This window comes from Psychrobium sp. nBUS_13 (assembly GCF_051201665.1).
In the GTDB taxonomy this organism is placed as follows: Bacteria; Pseudomonadota; Gammaproteobacteria; order Enterobacterales; family Psychrobiaceae; genus Psychrobium.
The window spans coordinates 248,075-264,280 of the sequence record NZ_CP179210.1; the positions used below are offsets into that span (position 1 = coordinate 248,075).

The following is a 16,206-nucleotide window of genomic DNA, read 5'->3' on the forward strand; positions in this document are numbered from 1 at the left end:
GGTCGTCTGCGGACGACCTTTTTTATGCGTGTAATAATTTGAATACAAACCTGTTAGATGTAACAATATCGCTCAGTAATCTGGGGGAATAATGGCAACTATTGGACATTACTACATAAAATCATGCATTAGTGCTGCAATTTTTAAAGGCGTAGACACTAAAGCGCTCATGATGATGGCGGGTATTGCCCCTAGTGCGATTAAGAATAAGCAGCGGATCACCGATCATTGTATGGGCTTATTGCTCAACTCATTAATCCAACACACCCAAGATGCATTTTTTGGGTTTTCTAAAACGCCAGTCACACCAAAATTTTATCAGATGCTACTTAAGAGTGTTGCCTTGAGTAAAAATGTTGAGCAAGCTATTGAAACCTTGCAAACGGCATTATCGCTCGCTGGATGTCAGCTTGAAATGACACGTGATGATGAGAAAATCAGTTTAACGTTAACTCATCAGCATGATGATCCAGCACATTTTTTGCAGGAATATTTAATGGTGTTTGTGCATCGGTTGCTTTGTTGGCTTGCCAACAAGACAATTGCGCTCAATGGCGCCAGTGTTGCCTATGAACCTGAAGACTATCAAACAGAATTTGCGCTGTTATTTCGATGTGAAACGCTGACCAATCAAGCGCAGAATGCAATTTTCTTTGATGCTCAGATTTTGGATTGGCCTGTGTTGCAAGAGCCAGACAATATCTATCGAATTATCGATCAATTCCCTTTGATTGTGTTGCGCTTTCCTGAATCAGATAATGCCTTAGACCAACGGGTTTATCGTCTGATAAAGCGCTATTTCAATACGCACAATAACCTGCCAGATGCTAATTATATTGCTGATGCGTTAAGTATGAGCAGTGCAACATTAAGACGCCAACTTGGTGAATTAGAAACGAGTTTTTCTCAATTGAAAACCGAATTTAGGCAAGAGCAGGCGATGCGTTTATTACGTCACCCACAAAATACCATTGAAGCCATTGCAACCCAGCTCGATTACAGTGAAGCAAGGGCTTTTTCAAGAGTGTTTAAGCAATGGACTGAACTGACTCCCTCACAATATCGCCAGCTGTTTTTACCTTAGAAAAACTTAGAAAACATGATACGAACACTCAAGCTAGAGTCACCATCGGTAAGGGGACTATCGCTAATGCTTGAGTCATACCATGTGTTCTCGATGCCTAGTGTTGTAATGCCATTAAAAAATATTGGGGTCATCACTGACAGTCCCAACGTCTTATTAAGGGCACTCTTGCCGTCGTATTGATGACGAGAATTTGTGGCTTCATGCGCTCGAACGCCGTAATAATAGTCGACATGATTTGCATCAACGTAACTCAACCCGACGCTTGGTTCTATAAATACAGGCCCAAATCGCATCATCTTGCCAAGAGTTGACTTGATCTCCAAGCCATCTGATTTTCCAAGAATATCTCTCATAATAGATGTATCTACTTTCCAATCGTTTTGTTGGTAGGTAAGTCCTAACCCTGCATCTATTGACAGTTTTCGCTCGTCCATACCATTGAAAAAATCAGCATCATCTTGTTCGAACCCGCCAAAACGCGGTGCCGCTTTGAGAGATAACTTTAAGGACTCGTTTTGCCATGCGTGATAACTGACAAATGGGCCAAATGCGCTAAATTTTTCGCCGCGATAGCCAATAATTGGCAGCGGAATCACAGGCAAATCATAGTCTTTATAAATGCCATTATTGACGCCGATTCCTAAGCCGTAAATGAAGCCATATTTTTCTATATGCTGACGATTGTTGTCGTTTGGACTTTGCGTGTCCTTAGCTGCCGCCGAAAAGCAAAACGTAGTGGCAATAATGCTAGCGAGTGTGGCGTACCTTAGTTTCATTGAATTTATCCAAATGTGTCGTGTGTAGCGTACGAGATATTACGCCGCCTTTAGTTCACTAGCATTACAATTCTTTACAATTTGTATGATTAACAGACGGTTGAAGATTCACTAGTGAATGTTATATTCAGTACCATTATCTGAAGCTAATGTAAAAGAATGACAAATTGATGATGCGCAATGAGCAGGTGATTTCACAGCAAATGACGTGGTGGTTGGAGCGAGAACCTTCGCTTCTGGATAAGCTTATTGGGGATTTACAAGAGCGTTTTGATTCACTGCCTGTTACGGATTTGCTAATGCGCGAATGCTTAAATTTCTTATTTATTGCTGGCACTGCCGAACAAGATCAACCACGTGAAAAATTTACACCGAGCTTGATTGTTGATGAGGTTTGGCACTGTTTGATTTTACATACCCAAAGCTACGCACTGTTTTGTCAGCAATTTTATGGCGATTTTATCCATCACCACCCGGGCGGAGATGAGCAAGACAACTTACGTCAGCTTCAAAAAACTATGTATGCATTACAGCAACACTTTGGGCCGATTGAATTAACTGTTTGGCCAACTGATGCAGTATTAGATATCACAGGACAATGCAGTAGTTGTGACACTTAAATAAACGGAGTAACTATGATTTTTGAATCAAAGATTGATTTACACTTACAGCGCGACAGTGAATTGGCGCGTAAGAAACCAACTAAAATATTTGCGAAGTTTTTGTATGCATTAACAAGCGGTAACTATGGCGAGCTTAAAGAGCAGCAGTTGTTTACCGCGGTCGCTATTATGCAAGAGCTCAATAAAGTGATGATTAACAAAGGCATCACTAATCTTCAATTACTTGAAGTTGATGATGTTGTTTATTACGAAGATTTAGATAATAAAGACAATGATCTGGCAGAAGGAATGATGAACATTTCGATGAAGCGAGATCATATTACCGCACCAGAATTTAAACATATGGCATTGACGTTATCTCATCCCAAAGATGATATTGAATATTTTATTGAGATTGATATTTCTCGAATACACACACCTAATCAAGCACCAATTAATATCAAAATATATGGGTATATTGACGCTTTTAAGATGGCAGAAGACGAATCAGAAGATGGATTGAAAGAGCGATTAAATCAGCATTTTTCTAGTCAAGATAAGTACGATGAAATGGTGCGTCGCTATCGAAGTCAGTTTGATTCGTTTGTTTCTGGTCTTAATTTTGCGCTAAATGCACAATTACGAGTGAAGGAAGCGCCTGTTGAAACAAGCAATGTGATTGTTCGTCCAGAGCACAAAGCTAGGGCGTGGGATGATAACTCGCGAGTACGCCGACGTCATTATCGTCACGCAGATAGTAACGCGATGATTTACCCACTAATTTGGATGTCGTTAATGGATAATCATCATATTCATCCTGAAAATGTCACTATTGAATCGCCAGATGGCAGTGAACTTGGTGTTGTTGAAGAAATGGTTGATGGCGACGCGATTGATCCGCTATTTAATGAGAATATTCCTGTCGAAGAAGCCGTTGCAAGTTCAGAATTTAGTGAGCCAGCAATGAGTATCGACGATACAAAATCTGATAGTAGTTGGTTAAGCGATATGAGTGACTTCGATTCTTCTGATAGCGGCTCATCATGTAGCAGCTGCTCGTCATGCAGTAGCTGTTCTTCTTAACGATTAGATTTTGATGATATAGCCTTCTGGCAGAAGGCTATAAAGACTAGATAACGTCGGCAGTCGTTTGGCTAAGAAAAATATAACCACTGCCACGGACTGTCTGAATGTGGCTTGTATCATCAATCTCGCCAAGTTTCTTCCTAATATCATTAATTGCATTAAGTAAGTGATCTTGTTGTGCGTAGAGAAAATCAGCTAAAACAAGGCGCTCGATTGACTAATAGCTGGCTATTAGGATTGAGAGCAACGCCATTTTAGTTAATTTTAACAAGTACAAGTGGGCAAATATTTAATGCAATTGGTATAATGCGGTCGATGATAAATGGTGAAGCCCATACGCCAGTGTTGTCGCGAACAACCATTACGTATTGTGATGCAAAGGAGTAGTTGATTTCATCAGAGGTATATAACACATCACTACTGCCATTGGCGGTAATGTAAAAAATGTAATCATCTTGATCATATCTAACGTTTTCAGAAAGTTGACCATACGCCGCTTGGCTTATTAAAGTCGCTTCGTTAAATGTTTCATCTGATTTTGATAAATACACGTCAACCGTGGACACTGTTTGATGAATATTCAATACACGCATATTAAATAGATCATCATCGGTGTCATCCTCATCATCAATCACTGGAATATCAAATATGAGGATTTTTGGATCTGTAATATCCTGAGTTAAGACGACAAATTTTATTTCGTCGCTACTGACCGTTAGTGCGCTTTCATAGACTTTTGTTAGATCATCGCGTGCGATGCTGTCATCACTTTGCCATGCAAGCTCCATGGTATAAGTGTTGGTTTCAACGAGTTTGTCGCCACCAATTTGACCAAAACTGACACCATTGTAAGTTTGTTCAAAATAATCGGTACCATCATCGTCAAGATCTTCGTCAATGGTTAAGAATATAGCTGGTGCGTTAGGTGAGGCATTATACAGCGTGACGTAGCCTTCGCCTGATGAATCGCTATCGCCGCCGCAGGCACTTAGTCCTGTAATCATAAGCGCTGGTATAGCTAGCGACTTAAGTGAATATAGTGGACTGTTATTTGGCATTTTTAGTGCTTCATTTAATGTAATGAGGTTTGCTATAAACAAACGCTTTAATTGTTTTAAGTTATTTGGCGTAATCGATTAACGCAGCAATAGAGCGTGATTTTATAGATAGGTTTCAAATAGGAGACGATGTTTTCAATACTTTGCAAATGCTTACATTTCCTTACATTCGCAACTTTAATATCTGGTTGATGTGCTGGTGGGTGTTATTAAGAAAGATAGTCGTGTGGGCCCTTAAGAAACCTAAGGGCTTGATAGGCTTGTTTACATTCAGTCGATGACTTTTCTAAAAGTAAGGAGCCGGTTATTGGCTGGCATTTGTTCGTCATCAAGTAAATGTAGGTTTGCTTTGGCGGCTAACTCGGTTATCCATTCAATATCACGAATGCCGCTGTTTGAATCTCTATCTTTTAACCAGCTATCGAATTGTCGATTACTGTCACTAGTAAATTTGCTGGCATAATTAAATGGACCGTAAATGATAACCAAGCCGTTAATGTTAACTGTGTTTTTGATGGCAGCAAAAAAAGCGGTGACTAGCTCGGCGCTAACAATATGTAATGTGTTGGCCGTATAAATGACATCACATTGAGAAATTGGCCAGGGTTTACTTAAATCTAAACACAGCGGTGGCTTAATATTTGAAAGCCCGCTGTCGTTAATCCATTGCTTAATGCCTTGATGATTCACAGTTAGATCTGTCGTATGCCACGTTAAATCAGGCAAAGCGTTGGCGAAATGAACCGCGTGTTGACCTGTCCCTGAGCCTATTTCAACGACATCCTGAAAAGACGTTAATAATGGCTTTAATTTATCTAAAATAGGCTGTTTATTATTGTCGCAAGATTGTGAGTGTGGTTTATTCATTGTTGAAATCTGGTTTAGATCCGATTGTTTGAGTATAAAGAGGCTAAGGAATAATCGCTACCTTTTGCTAAATCTGTGCTTCGGGCTATACTGTCGGCGTCCTTTCAAATTAAGAACAAAAACAATGAAAAAAATATTGTGTCTAGCGATGGTTTCCGTCGCTGTTTTAGCTGGCTGTAATGATTCTAAGCCACAAACAAAAAAAGAGATTGCTGTAAACGACGCTGTTGCCATTACTGCGAGTTACGACAGCATTGACGCACAGCAACTTGCTGAGCATGTAAAAGTGCTAGCGTCTGACGAATTTGGCGGTCGTTCGCCATCAAGTGAAGGTGAGAAACTAACTCTTGAATACTTAACCAAAGAATTTAAAGCCTTGGGTTTTGAGCCGGGGAACGGCGATAGCTATTTGCAAGAAGTTCCATTGGTATCGATTGAAGCGTCTCCTGACATGACATTGTCAATTGGCGGAAAAGAGTATCAATATGGCTCTGACATGGTGATTGGTACTAGCCAAATCGTTGAAGAAATTGGCATTAAAGACTCACCGTTAGTTTTCGTTGGTTACGGTGTGAATGCCCCTGAATATAACTGGAATGATTACGATGGTATTGACGTAAAAGGCAAGACTGTTGTTATTTTGGTGAATGATCCTGGTTATGCAACGAAAAACCCAGAGCAGTTTACTGGTGAAGCAATGACTTATTACGGTCGTTGGACTTATAAATATGAAGAAGCAAGCCGTCAAGGCGCTGCTGGCGCTATTATCGTCCATGAAACTGCGCCAGCATCTTATGGCTGGAATGTGGTCAAGAATTCATGGTCTGGTGAACAATTTGGTTTTCAACGTGATGATTTAAATAAAGATCGCGTTAAGGTCGAAGGCTGGGTAAACAGTGATGTTGCAAAAGAGTTATTTGCAAAAGCTGGCTTAGATTTCGACGTGGCTAAACAAGAAGCTGCAAAGGGTGCATACCACGTTGCTATGGGCGATTTAACGGCGTCAGTTGATGTTAAAAATACCATTAATACCTCGGTCTCTAACAACTTTATCGCGACACTTCCTGGCCGTACTAAAGCCGATGAACACATCATTTATACCGCGCATTGGGATCATCTAGGTACGGACAAAAGCTTAGATGGTGATCAAATTTACAATGGTGCTGTAGATAATGCGACAGGTACTGCGGCGTTAATTGAAGTGGCTGAAGCTTTTGCTAAATTGCCAGTGCGTCCGGAGCGCTCAATCACTATGTTAGCGGTAACGGCTGAAGAGCAGGGGTTATTAGGCTCGAAATTCTATGCTGCAAATCCAATTATCGCGCCAGCGAAAACAGTTGCTGATATCAATATGGATGCATTAGATGTGGTTGGTCGTAGTGTTGATGTAGCTGTTTATGGTTTAGGTCAATCTGAATTGGATAACTTCCTTGAAGCAGCTGTGAAAAAACAAGGCCGAGTGATTTCTGGTGATCCACGTCCAGCGGCGGGTATTTATTACCGTTCAGATCACTTCGCATTCGCCAATGTGGGCATTCCTGCGCTTTATGCTAAAAGCGGTAAGAAACCCGTAGATGAGGCGACGGCTAAATTACGTGCTGAATTAGGTCCTAAATTGGGCAAGTGTTACCACGGTTTATGTGATGAATACAACGAGCAGTGGGATCTATCAGGCGCTGTTGAAGACATGCAGGCGTTCTTCGAAGTGGGCTATGAATTATCGAAAGAAAATGTATGGCCTAAGTGGAGTGAAAAATCAGAATTTAAGCGTTAATTTTTAACGTTAAACCGCAATACAGCCTCATCGTTTGATGGGGCTTTTGGTTTTATAAACCCAATAAAGTCAATTATAAAATGCGACATCTTCATTGATCTAAAGCAATATCACAGGGGCCTTACCACTTATAATTTAGAGCAGTAACTCAGGATTATATTTGTCATGGTCTATAAAAAGATTTCTGTTGGCTTTTGCGCCATAGTCGTCGTTGTCATTGCGTTAGGCGTTAGTTCTCAACGGCAGTTAACTGGTATTGCTAACGACATGGATAGTCTCTATAAGCACCCTTTTGCTGTGTCGAATGGGCAGTATCTCGAGTGGCTACTCATGAGCAGGCGGCACTTAGAGATTTTGACATCATTTTTGAGCTGTTTTTGGGGCAGCAGGCACAAATAAATAAAACCTATCAACGTTTTGTCGATTGGCAGCCGATACGTAATGAGGTGATCAATCTCGTGCGTGAAGGAAAACAACAGCGAGCGTCAGCAATTACCACGGGCAAGGGTGCATCTCACGTTGCCAAATTGAATAGGGAAGTGGGCGCACTCGTCGAATTTGCGTATAACAAGGCGCAACAGTTCCATAGCAGCGCGAAAATGAGAAAAGAACAGGCATTGCTTACTAATTACGGCATTTCAATTATGGCGGTAATTCTAGTCGCTCTGTTCTCAATCTATGTTGTACGCAGTTTACGTGCAGCAAATAAAGATCGGATCCGTCGCAATCATTTTATCGATCAACAAATTATGATGGCAACTATCGATAAGTCTGGCAATGTGATTGATGCCAGCAATGCATTATGTCGATTTTTAGGGGGTGTTAAATCAGATCTCATTGGAAAGCATAGCCAGTTTTTTGATAATTCACCTCAAGGTGAGCAACTCACGAAAGGTATTTTACGTGTCGTTTCTACTGGTATGGAATGGACTGGTGAAATACAGCATTCTAATTCAGAGCGTCAAATATTTTGGGCGTATTCATCGGTACTGCCAAACTTTAATGAAAATTATAAAATTGTTGATTACACCAATATTCTCAATGACGTAACCAACAAAAAATTGTCGATTGTAGATAAGTTAACAGCGCTGCCTAATCGCCGAAGTTATGACGAGATATTGAGTAAAGAGTTACGGTTGGCTAAGCGTCATGATTACAATATTACATTAGCTATCATCGATATTGATTTCTTTAAGAAATTTAATGATCGCTATGGTCATCCTCAAGGAGACATTGCATTGCAGCGTGTGGCAACCAAATTGATGGAGTGCCTTAAACGACCTAGTGATTATGTTTTCCGCATCGGTGGTGAAGAATTCGCACTGGTTTTCTCACGCGCTACTATCGCTGAAAGCCAGCTATTTTTAGATAAATTACGCACTAGCATTGAATATCTACACATTGAGCATGGTGAAAGTAATATCAGTGACTATCTTACTATTTCAATTGGTGGTTATGTCTTAATGCCGCCGGAAATATGCGATTCTCAAGCATTTTATGTAGAAGCTGACAAAGCCCTTTACGAAGCTAAAAAACAACGAAATTTTGCTGTTGTTACTGGCACACAAAAGATCAACAGACCCTAATGATGAAGAGTGGGCACCCGCTTATAAAGATTTAATTGATGCGTTAAGTCATGCGAGTGATGATATGGAAAAAAGCAATGCGCTTTACCAATTAGCCAAAGTTGCAGTGAAGTCTGGTGCAAATATTAAACAAGCAATTGGACAGGTTACGCAGTTAATGACTATAGAGGAACATCGTTATCTACAATGGGGAAATTTACGTCTAGCACAGCTTTACGTTGCAGATAATGATTTACTCAAAGCAAAATCAACCCTTAAGCTGGTGGACGGCAGTGATGATGACGATTTGGAAGATGAAATGAAGCGCCTTAAAAAGCGTATTAAGAAGCTTAGTAAGTAACTTCCAATCAAAAAACCGCTGAATTCAGCGGTATTTAGCTAGCCTAGACTTAGGCCAACGTGCTGTATTTTTCGTGAAGATTGGAAAGTAGCTGATCTTCTAATTCAAAGCGCTGCTCTAATCCTTCGATAAGTGTTGATAAGTGGGTATCAAACTTATTGAAAACATGCTCGTTATCAGCATACTTTTCAGTAAATTCTAATGCCATCTCCGTCGACACACTGATTTTGGGAATAAGTTCGTCCACATGAAATATGCTACTTTCACCATGAATTTCACAGGCGGAAACCACTTCACGATAAACTTCGAAATGTCCTGTCGATACGTAATCGACTAACCTGTTGCAAAACTCGCTGATTTCTTCATCTTTTGGAAGTTGATGAGCATTTTCTTCATAAGGGGGGATGCCGGCAATTTGGCAATAAGTGACAATAAGCTCTTGGCGTTTATTCAGCCAAGTATCAATTAAAAGATTAGAACCGCCCCATTGTTGACGTGCTTGTTTTACTTTTTCTAACATGAAACGTCTCCTGTGTGATTTCCGTAGTATTAAAGTTAAGATATGCAGCCTGTGAAAGCAATCATTATCAGTGCATTTTTTCTGATTGATGGCATGATAAAGTGCATAACAAATCGTGATATCGATGAATTAACATTCTAAAGAGTCCCATGAAAAAAATTAAACGCTTGAATTCAACTCGTCCTGCATTATGGTTTTTTTGCCAGCAAGACACATTTTGGATTCTCGATAACGAGCAATTACCTAAACAACAACTAGATTCTTTAGGATTGATTTTCGATCCGCAGGCGCCAAAGTTTTTATTGGGATATCATCAATCATTGCCGTGTATTCTAGTTGATTTGCAACATCAAACTATTGATTTACCGCAAGGTCAGTGGCGTGGATTACGTGACATCATGTTGTCTTCTGACGAGATACTCAGTGCCTTACTTGGACGAGCATGGCAAGTTGCCAATTTTGTACGAACCCATCAATTTTGTGGTCAGTGCGGCCAACGAATGATGACAATTCACTGGGAAGTTGCTGCGCAATGTCGTTCATGTGGGCACCGTGCTTATCCACGTATTTCGCCAGCGGTCATTATGGCTGTCATTAAAGATGGCCAGATATTACTCGCAAAAAACAAACGCAATAAGGGTGAAATCTATTCGGTATTGGCCGGCTTTGTTGAAGTTGGTGAAACATTAGAACAAACGGTTATTCGTGAAGTAAAAGAAGAAACCAATATTACGGTTAAGAATGTCCGTTACTTTGGCTCTCAACCGTGGCCATTTCCCCATAATATCATGGTGGCGTATCTCGCTGATTGGGACAGTGGCGACATCCAAATTGATCCGCACGAGCTCATTGCTGCTGATTGGTTTGAACGTGATAATTTACCCGAAATTCCAGGCAAACATAGTATTGCACGGCAACTGATTGATCATGTGTTAAGTGATTAGTTATCGGCTCTGTTAGTTAATTAGGCAGAGCCGTGATTATCTTTGGTTGATTCTATTTTTTGTGCTCTTGTTTTAGCTGATTTTCTCTACGCACAACAAGATCACTTACTTAATGCAATTGGTATGATTGATCACTTGGCGCTCGACCATTCGGGTAACGCGGCGTTTCATGCTGTGTATACTCTTGGTTAATTTTTCTTCTTGCCATGCCAAAACGGCCGGTGAGTATGTCGTTAAAATAAATGACTTCTTGAAAACTGATACCGTATGCTTTTACATTTTTTGTGTAGTTTGAACGTAAAACAGGATCTAACTCTTCAAAACGTTTATTAGTCCAGTTTGGGTTTCTGATATCTAGAATGTACGGTAGTTTTCCTTGGTAAGTGACATTGCCATCTTTATCTTTTTGACGGTAATCTGCATCCCAAATCGACCAACTCTTTGAATCCACATCGCGGTTTTCATAGTTGGCACTGATTAAGTGTTCACCGCTAAAGTTACCCAGATTCCAGCTTGTGTTGAAATCTGCAAAGTATTGCTGGCTTTTCTCTTCGACATTACCACGACGATATTCTTGACGGCGCGCTGCATAAGGATATAAAACGTCATCAATGACTAATGGCGCACGCGGATCCGCATTAACTACACCACGGCGATTCCAATAAACATAGTTGTATGCACCTGTTTGGCCAACAAAGTCAGACTCGTACTGACGGTGCTGTAACTGTTGTCTAAGTGAAGTGTCTTGATCAAAATCGATGGTGTAATCAAATTTTACGCGAAGCTCTTTGCCATCATTCGGTCGAGATAGTGGTGAAATTAGTCCTTGGCTGCCAATATCAAATGGACTTAAACCATCTGTACTCGTGATGCTGTTCGCAAGTTGTTCACGTTGTGATTCTGTTAACTGAATCCCTTTGCTCGTTGGGTCGTTTGGTAATGCATCGCTGCTGATGGGCCCTTGTTGGCTATTGACGCTATCGCGGTTAAAAATACTTACTGGGTGACCAATTGAATCGACTTGGTTCTCATCATCATCAATATAAGCAACACTTGTCACTAGTTGTTGAGAGTCTGTTATATCAAATAATAACGAGCCGTAAAGTTCGTTTCTGGCTGAGCTTAACCCTCGGTAACCATCAGATTTTTCAACATTACCAACTAGGCGATAAGCGGTATTTTCGCTAAGTGCTGATGTTGCATCAAACATGATCCCATGGTTATCCCATTGGCCCAACGTTGCTTTAATTTCGTAAGCGTCCTAGCGTAATGTTTTTTCTCAACCAAATTGATAACGCCGCCCGCTGAGCCGATTCCGTATAGGCCTGTTGCCGGGCCTTTTAGCACTTCGACACTTTCGATGTTTGTCGTTGAGCGAGTTGGGTTAAAACTATTACCTCAGCCTGCACCACCGTACATGCCGTCATATGTGTAATTAGCACCCAAACCTCGAATCTGCAGGTTGTCACCAATGCCGTAATTGTTACCTGCTTGAGATAGACCGCTGACGTTTCTGAGGCTGTCTTGTAATGTTGCAGTCGCTTGTTCTTCAAGTAAAATTTTATCAACCAAGACAATCGCCGCTGGCGTTTCCATGAGGCTCATATTCGATTTTGTGGCTGTTCCTGACTCTAAAATTAGCTGGTTATGTCGTCCGTAAACAGTGATTTTTTCAATGGCAGTTTTAGCGTCTTTGTTGCTAGATGACGTCTTATCTTTAGCAGTATCGGCGGCATGAACATTAGTGGTAAGTGCCATAGCAATTGCTGCGGCAGTGAGTGTTAGAGATGGAGAGCTTATTTTTGGCATTTTTAATACTTATGTTAGTTGTAATTATAATTGTTATCATTAATGGTGTCGTTTTGTGTAAAGTTACGTAAAGCGTCAAATCACCACTTGTACAAAATTTGATTTGAAGTCGATCATAATATTTGATGGTGTGGAAATTAAAGGATTTGTCTGGCAGGCGTAACCAAAAATATTCAATTGAGATTATTGGATCCAAATCTCCAATTAGAATTGATCTAGGTTAGTTTTTTAGCGGTAGTCGATGATACAATAGCGCCCAATTTTATTGTTGAAGGGCTAGTGTTAATGGCTGAGTTAAAGAATGATCGTTATTTACGTGCGTTGTTGAAACAACCTGTTGATCAAACTCCAGTATGGATGATGCGTCAAGCGGGACGCTATTTGCCAGAATATCGCGAATTGCGCGCTAAAGCGGGTGATTTTATGTCACTGTGTCGTGATGCTGACTTTGCGTGTGAAGTAACGCTTCAGCCGCTGCGTCGTTATGATTTAGATGCCGCTATCCTATTCTCAGACATTTTAACTATTCCAGATGCAATGGGCTTAGGCTTACGTTTTGAAACAGGTGAAGGACCAGTATTCGATCGTCCTATTACCTGTTTACGTGATGTTGAAAAGATTGGTATTCCTGATCCAGAAGACGAACTTGGCTATGTGATGAACGCCGTTCGTACAATTCGCAAAGGCTTAAACGGTGATGTCCCATTGATTGGTTTCTCTGGTAGTCCTTGGACACTAGCGACTTATATGATTGAAGGTGGCACATCTAAAGCCTTTACAAAAATCAAAAAAATGGCATTTGCTGAACCAAAAACATTGCACCTATTATTAGATAAGTTAGCTGATTCAGTTATTTCTTATTTAAACGCTCAAGTTGCTGCAGGTGCACAATCGTTAATGATTTTCGATACATGGGGCGGTATTTTATCACCACGTGATTACCGTGAGTTTTCATTGCGCTACATGGCGAAAATTGTTGATGGCTTAACGCGTGAAAACGAAGGTCGCAGTGTTCCAGTAACATTGTTCACTAAAAATGGTGGTCAATGGATTGAAGAAATCGCAGCGACTGGTTGTGATGCGGTAGGTCTTGATTGGACTATCGACATTAGCGATGCTAAAGCACGTGTTGGTGATAAAGTTGCGCTGCAAGGCAACATGGACCCTTCAATGCTGTACGCTTCTCCTGAGCGCATTGGTCAAGAAGTTCAGCATATCTTAGAGCAATACGGGCATGACAACACTGGACATGTATTTAATCTAGGCCATGGCATCCACTTAGACGTGCCACCAGAAAATGCAGGTGCGTTTATCAAAGCAGTGAATGAACTATCTCGTCCATTCCACAAATAGTTGAACTAGTTCATCAAGTCTGTTTGATGAATTAAAACTAATTGATCATTGAATTGTCATAAAAGCCGTTTATCGTAGATGAGCGGCTTTTGTGTTTTTGTGGGTGTTTACATTATCTTTTTTGTGTCATAACGTCCCGTATCAAAGGGGTTTTCAGCCTTACGTAGTTTCTTCGTGTTTTTTCTTGTTTCATGTATTATCATTAAGTTTCGACAATAACTGACACTGTAACTGACTCTTTTTTTGTTGGCAGTAATCGGAATAACTATGAAATTTACGGATAAATCAATAAAAGCGCTTCTAGCAAAAGATAACGCTTACGTCATGACCGAAGAGTCTGACACTAGGGGTGGTGGTCGCTTTCAAGTCAAAGTGTATAAATCGGGAGCCAAAGCGTTTCAGGTTCAATATTTCTATAACGGAAAAAAACGGCGGCTAGAAATCGGAAAATACCCAACTTGGTCGCTAGCAGATGCAAGGCGAAAGTTTTATGAGTTAAGCGATTTAGTTGCTACCGGTAATGATATTGGTGCGCAAAAAAAAGAAAAGATAGCAGCTAAAAAACGCATGAATGAGCAAGTGGCCTTACATGTGCTGATTAGTGATTTTATTGGTTACGCCGAACGCGTCTACGCAGAAAAAACAGTGATAACGCTAAAGCGCTGTTTTAATCACGACCTGTTGCCGTTTATTGGTGATGGCGTATCTATTGAGGAGTTCATCGCAAGCGATGCGGTTCGCGGTGTTATCTATGCCGTTTACAATCGTGGAGCGGTGCATAAGGCAAATATATTCCGCTCTAATTTGCTATCAATGTTCAAGTTTGCGATTAATTACGATAATTCACCGTCACGGTTCGGCAAGCCGCCAAGGTATGATGTTAAGTACAATCCTGTCCGAGACATTGTTATTGATGCACCTAAAAACGCTAATCAGCGTTGGTTAAGTGAAGATGAAGTAAGGAAAATATGGTGGGCAGATGACCTAACGGTAAACGCGAAATTATATTTTAGGTTGGCGCTCGCTTTGGGCGGGCAGCGTATTGATGAGGTGTTTAAATCATATGCTCACGAATACGACTTTGTGGATAATATTCTTACAATTCCGTCATCGCGCGTAAAAGTAAGAAGACGGGGTGACCACATTGTCCCATTGTCTGATTTGGCGATTGAGATATTAAAAGAAATATTTATTCACCGAGGCAGTACAGGCGCATTGTTTCCTTTGCGCGGTGATTTGTCGCAACCTACCCATCATCGAGTTACTAATGAGGTGTACAGTAAGTGGTGTAAAAGACATGATATCGAAAGGTTTTCAGCTAAAACATTCCGCTCTACAGCCAAAACGCTAATGACTAAAGCGGGTGTTCCTATTTACATTAGGGATATGCTCCAGCAGCACAACAAGCGAGATGTCGCAACAGTTCATTACGATAGATATGACTATTTAAAAGAAAAGCGACAAGGGATTGAGGTGTGGACGGCCTACTTAATGCGGGTCGTTGGTGGCGCGTCAGCTTGACATAATGCTACAAGGTTGTAATATCACATAGGAATTTTTATCAAACTAAAGGATTAGATAATGAACATATCTAGTAATTACAGCGGTACCCCACTTCAAACGTCTGCAAAGGCAGGTAATCAAAACACAGTCGATAAGAGCGATGATGTAGCCGTCAAAGTCTTAGAGGACGATAAGGTGACATTGAGCGCGGCAGCGCAAAAAGCACCGACGAACCCAACGCACCCAGACAGACCAGAGCGTTGATACCTAAGCAATACGCAGATTACATTTACCTTTGTTATGCAGTGTGTTTGCTCGCCTCTTTGGCTGTTTGTTTGTTGAGAAAAGATTCTGCATCGCATTTGGTAATTGTTGGCTTGTTGTTGGTTGAGGCGGCAGTAAATAAATACTTAGCTGATGCGGGGGTGTTGAGTTTTAATAACTTTTATCTAGTGTCGGCCTTGATGGTTAATGCGGTCATAGTTGGCGGAGTTGTGCTGCATATCACGCTTGATTTGCGGCACACCGATAATGCGTATGTTGTGTATGCGTTAATGGTTATTCAGATTTTGCTATATCTATTAATTCATCAAGTCAGGGTGGAAACGGTCACGTCGGACGATGGGGTTATTTGGTTGTTGAACGCTCATACGCTAGTTATGGGGGCAACAAATATTGCGGTTGCAGTGTCATTGATGTTGAAAGGAAGTAACAGTTGGTTATATTTTGTTTATTTACACTGGTTGCAAGCTTGGCGGCGGTGTATTTCGTTCGTAAAAGAGAGGTAAAAAGCAATAACGTCCGTGAATTTCATATGCTGCGAAAGTACTTTGAAATTAAAAATGCGCCGCCAGATGTGCGTATTGCTGAGCATAAAAAGTGGGAGCTTGACGCTTTAGGT

General features: G+C 40.9%; 17 protein-coding genes and 1 pseudogene. 11 read left to right on the plus strand and 7 right to left on the minus strand.

Features of this window, described 5'->3' with window-relative positions:
- Positions 1–91 precede the first annotated feature (91 nt).
- Positions 92–1,084: an AraC family transcriptional regulator ligand-binding domain-containing protein gene (locus ACMAZF_RS01150; RefSeq protein ID WP_435275670.1), complete on the plus strand. Its 993-nt coding sequence runs from the start codon at positions 92–94 to the stop codon at positions 1,082–1,084.
- Here the strand turns inward: ACMAZF_RS01150 and ACMAZF_RS01155 are convergent.
- A complete protein-coding gene (locus tag ACMAZF_RS01155) occupies positions 1,081–1,863 on the minus strand; it encodes a MipA/OmpV family protein (protein ID WP_435275671.1) in 783 nt (260 codons plus the stop codon). The two genes, ACMAZF_RS01150 and ACMAZF_RS01155, sit on opposite strands and share 4 nt — an antisense overlap.
- A 170-nt stretch (positions 1,864–2,033) precedes the next feature.
- On the opposite strand from ACMAZF_RS01155, the gene ACMAZF_RS01160 reads away from it, so the two are divergent.
- Together ACMAZF_RS01160 and ACMAZF_RS01165 are read left to right on the plus strand one after the other, a co-directional pair.
- The gene (locus tag ACMAZF_RS01160) at positions 2,034–2,483 is read left to right on the plus strand and encodes a glycine-rich domain-containing protein (RefSeq protein ID WP_435275672.1); all 450 of its coding nucleotides are present in this window, start codon (positions 2,034–2,036) and stop codon (positions 2,481–2,483) included.
- A 15-nt stretch (positions 2,484–2,498) separates the two neighbouring features.
- Entirely contained in the window at positions 2,499–3,548 is a 1,050-nt protein-coding gene (locus ACMAZF_RS01165) for a hypothetical protein (RefSeq protein ID WP_435275673.1), read from the plus strand.
- Positions 3,549–3,594: 46 nt separating this feature from the next.
- Here the strand turns inward: ACMAZF_RS01165 and ACMAZF_RS01170 are convergent, their stop codons facing one another.
- The 3 genes from ACMAZF_RS01170 to ACMAZF_RS01180 all read right to left on the minus strand — a co-directional run bounded on the left by ACMAZF_RS01170 (position 3,595) and on the right by ACMAZF_RS01180 (position 5,476).
- On the minus strand, positions 3,595–3,765 hold the full coding sequence (locus ACMAZF_RS01170) for a helix-turn-helix domain-containing protein (RefSeq protein ID WP_435277153.1): 171 nt from the start codon (positions 3,763–3,765) through the stop codon (positions 3,595–3,597).
- Positions 3,766–3,805: 40 nt separating this feature from the next.
- A complete protein-coding gene (locus tag ACMAZF_RS01175) occupies positions 3,806–4,609 on the minus strand; it encodes a hypothetical protein (protein ID WP_435275674.1) in 804 nt (267 codons plus the stop codon).
- 270 nt (positions 4,610–4,879) lie between these two features.
- On the minus strand, positions 4,880–5,476 hold the full coding sequence (locus tag ACMAZF_RS01180) for a DUF938 domain-containing protein (RefSeq protein ID WP_435275675.1): 597 nt from the start codon (positions 5,474–5,476) through the stop codon (positions 4,880–4,882).
- Positions 5,477–5,600: 124 nt separating this feature from the next.
- Between ACMAZF_RS01180 and ACMAZF_RS01185 the strand changes: the two genes are divergently transcribed.
- From ACMAZF_RS01185 to ACMAZF_RS01195, 3 genes are all read left to right on the plus strand, one after another.
- Positions 5,601–7,250, plus strand: a complete 1,650-nt coding sequence (locus ACMAZF_RS01185; RefSeq protein WP_435275676.1) for a M28 family metallopeptidase — start codon at positions 5,601–5,603, stop codon at positions 7,248–7,250.
- Positions 7,251–7,570: 320 nt separating this feature from the next.
- The gene (locus ACMAZF_RS01190) at positions 7,571–8,836 is read left to right on the plus strand and encodes a diguanylate cyclase domain-containing protein (protein WP_435275677.1); all 1,266 of its coding nucleotides are present in this window, start codon (positions 7,571–7,573) and stop codon (positions 8,834–8,836) included.
- Positions 8,802–9,176: a hypothetical protein gene (locus tag ACMAZF_RS01195; protein ID WP_435275678.1), complete on the plus strand. Its 375-nt coding sequence runs from the start codon at positions 8,802–8,804 to the stop codon at positions 9,174–9,176. Before ACMAZF_RS01190 ends, ACMAZF_RS01195 begins: the two co-directional genes overlap by 35 nt.
- A gap of 49 nt (positions 9,177–9,225) precedes the next feature.
- On the opposite strand, the gene rsd is transcribed toward ACMAZF_RS01195, so the two are convergent.
- Positions 9,226–9,696 carry a sigma D regulator gene (gene rsd, locus ACMAZF_RS01200; protein WP_435275679.1) on the minus strand — a complete coding sequence of 157 codons (471 nt, stop codon included), beginning with the start codon at positions 9,694–9,696 and terminating at the stop codon, positions 9,226–9,228.
- A 149-nt stretch (positions 9,697–9,845) separates the two neighbouring features.
- On the opposite strand from rsd, the gene nudC reads away from it, so the two are divergent.
- Complete coding sequence (nudC, locus tag ACMAZF_RS01205; protein ID WP_435275680.1) at positions 9,846–10,640, plus strand: NAD(+) diphosphatase; 795 nt, start codon at positions 9,846–9,848, stop codon at positions 10,638–10,640.
- Positions 10,641–10,749: 109 nt separating this feature from the next.
- Here nudC and ACMAZF_RS01210 read toward each other — a convergent pair whose 3' ends face one another.
- Positions 10,750–11,850, minus strand: coding sequence for a hypothetical protein (locus ACMAZF_RS01210; RefSeq protein WP_435275681.1), 1,101 nt, complete (start codon positions 11,848–11,850; stop codon positions 10,750–10,752).
- Positions 11,802–12,449 (minus strand): annotated as a pseudogene (locus ACMAZF_RS01215) (TonB-dependent receptor plug domain-containing protein). The gene ACMAZF_RS01210 and the pseudogene ACMAZF_RS01215 overlap by 49 nt, the downstream one beginning before the upstream one ends.
- A gap of 285 nt (positions 12,450–12,734) precedes the next feature.
- Here ACMAZF_RS01215 and hemE point away from each other — a divergent pair.
- From hemE to ACMAZF_RS01235, 4 genes are all read left to right on the plus strand, one after another.
- Positions 12,735–13,802, plus strand: coding sequence for a uroporphyrinogen decarboxylase (gene hemE, locus ACMAZF_RS01220; protein ID WP_435275682.1), 1,068 nt, complete (start codon positions 12,735–12,737; stop codon positions 13,800–13,802).
- Positions 13,803–14,069: 267 nt separating this feature from the next.
- Positions 14,070–15,323, plus strand: coding sequence for a tyrosine-type recombinase/integrase (locus ACMAZF_RS01225; protein WP_435275683.1), 1,254 nt, complete (start codon positions 14,070–14,072; stop codon positions 15,321–15,323).
- 60 nt (positions 15,324–15,383) lie between these two features.
- Entirely contained in the window at positions 15,384–15,569 is a 186-nt protein-coding gene (locus tag ACMAZF_RS01230) for a hypothetical protein (RefSeq protein ID WP_435275684.1), read from the plus strand.
- Positions 15,570–15,640: 71 nt separating this feature from the next.
- A complete protein-coding gene (locus ACMAZF_RS01235) occupies positions 15,641–16,093 on the plus strand; it encodes a hypothetical protein (RefSeq protein WP_435275685.1) in 453 nt (150 codons plus the stop codon).
- Positions 16,094–16,206 lie beyond the last annotated feature (113 nt).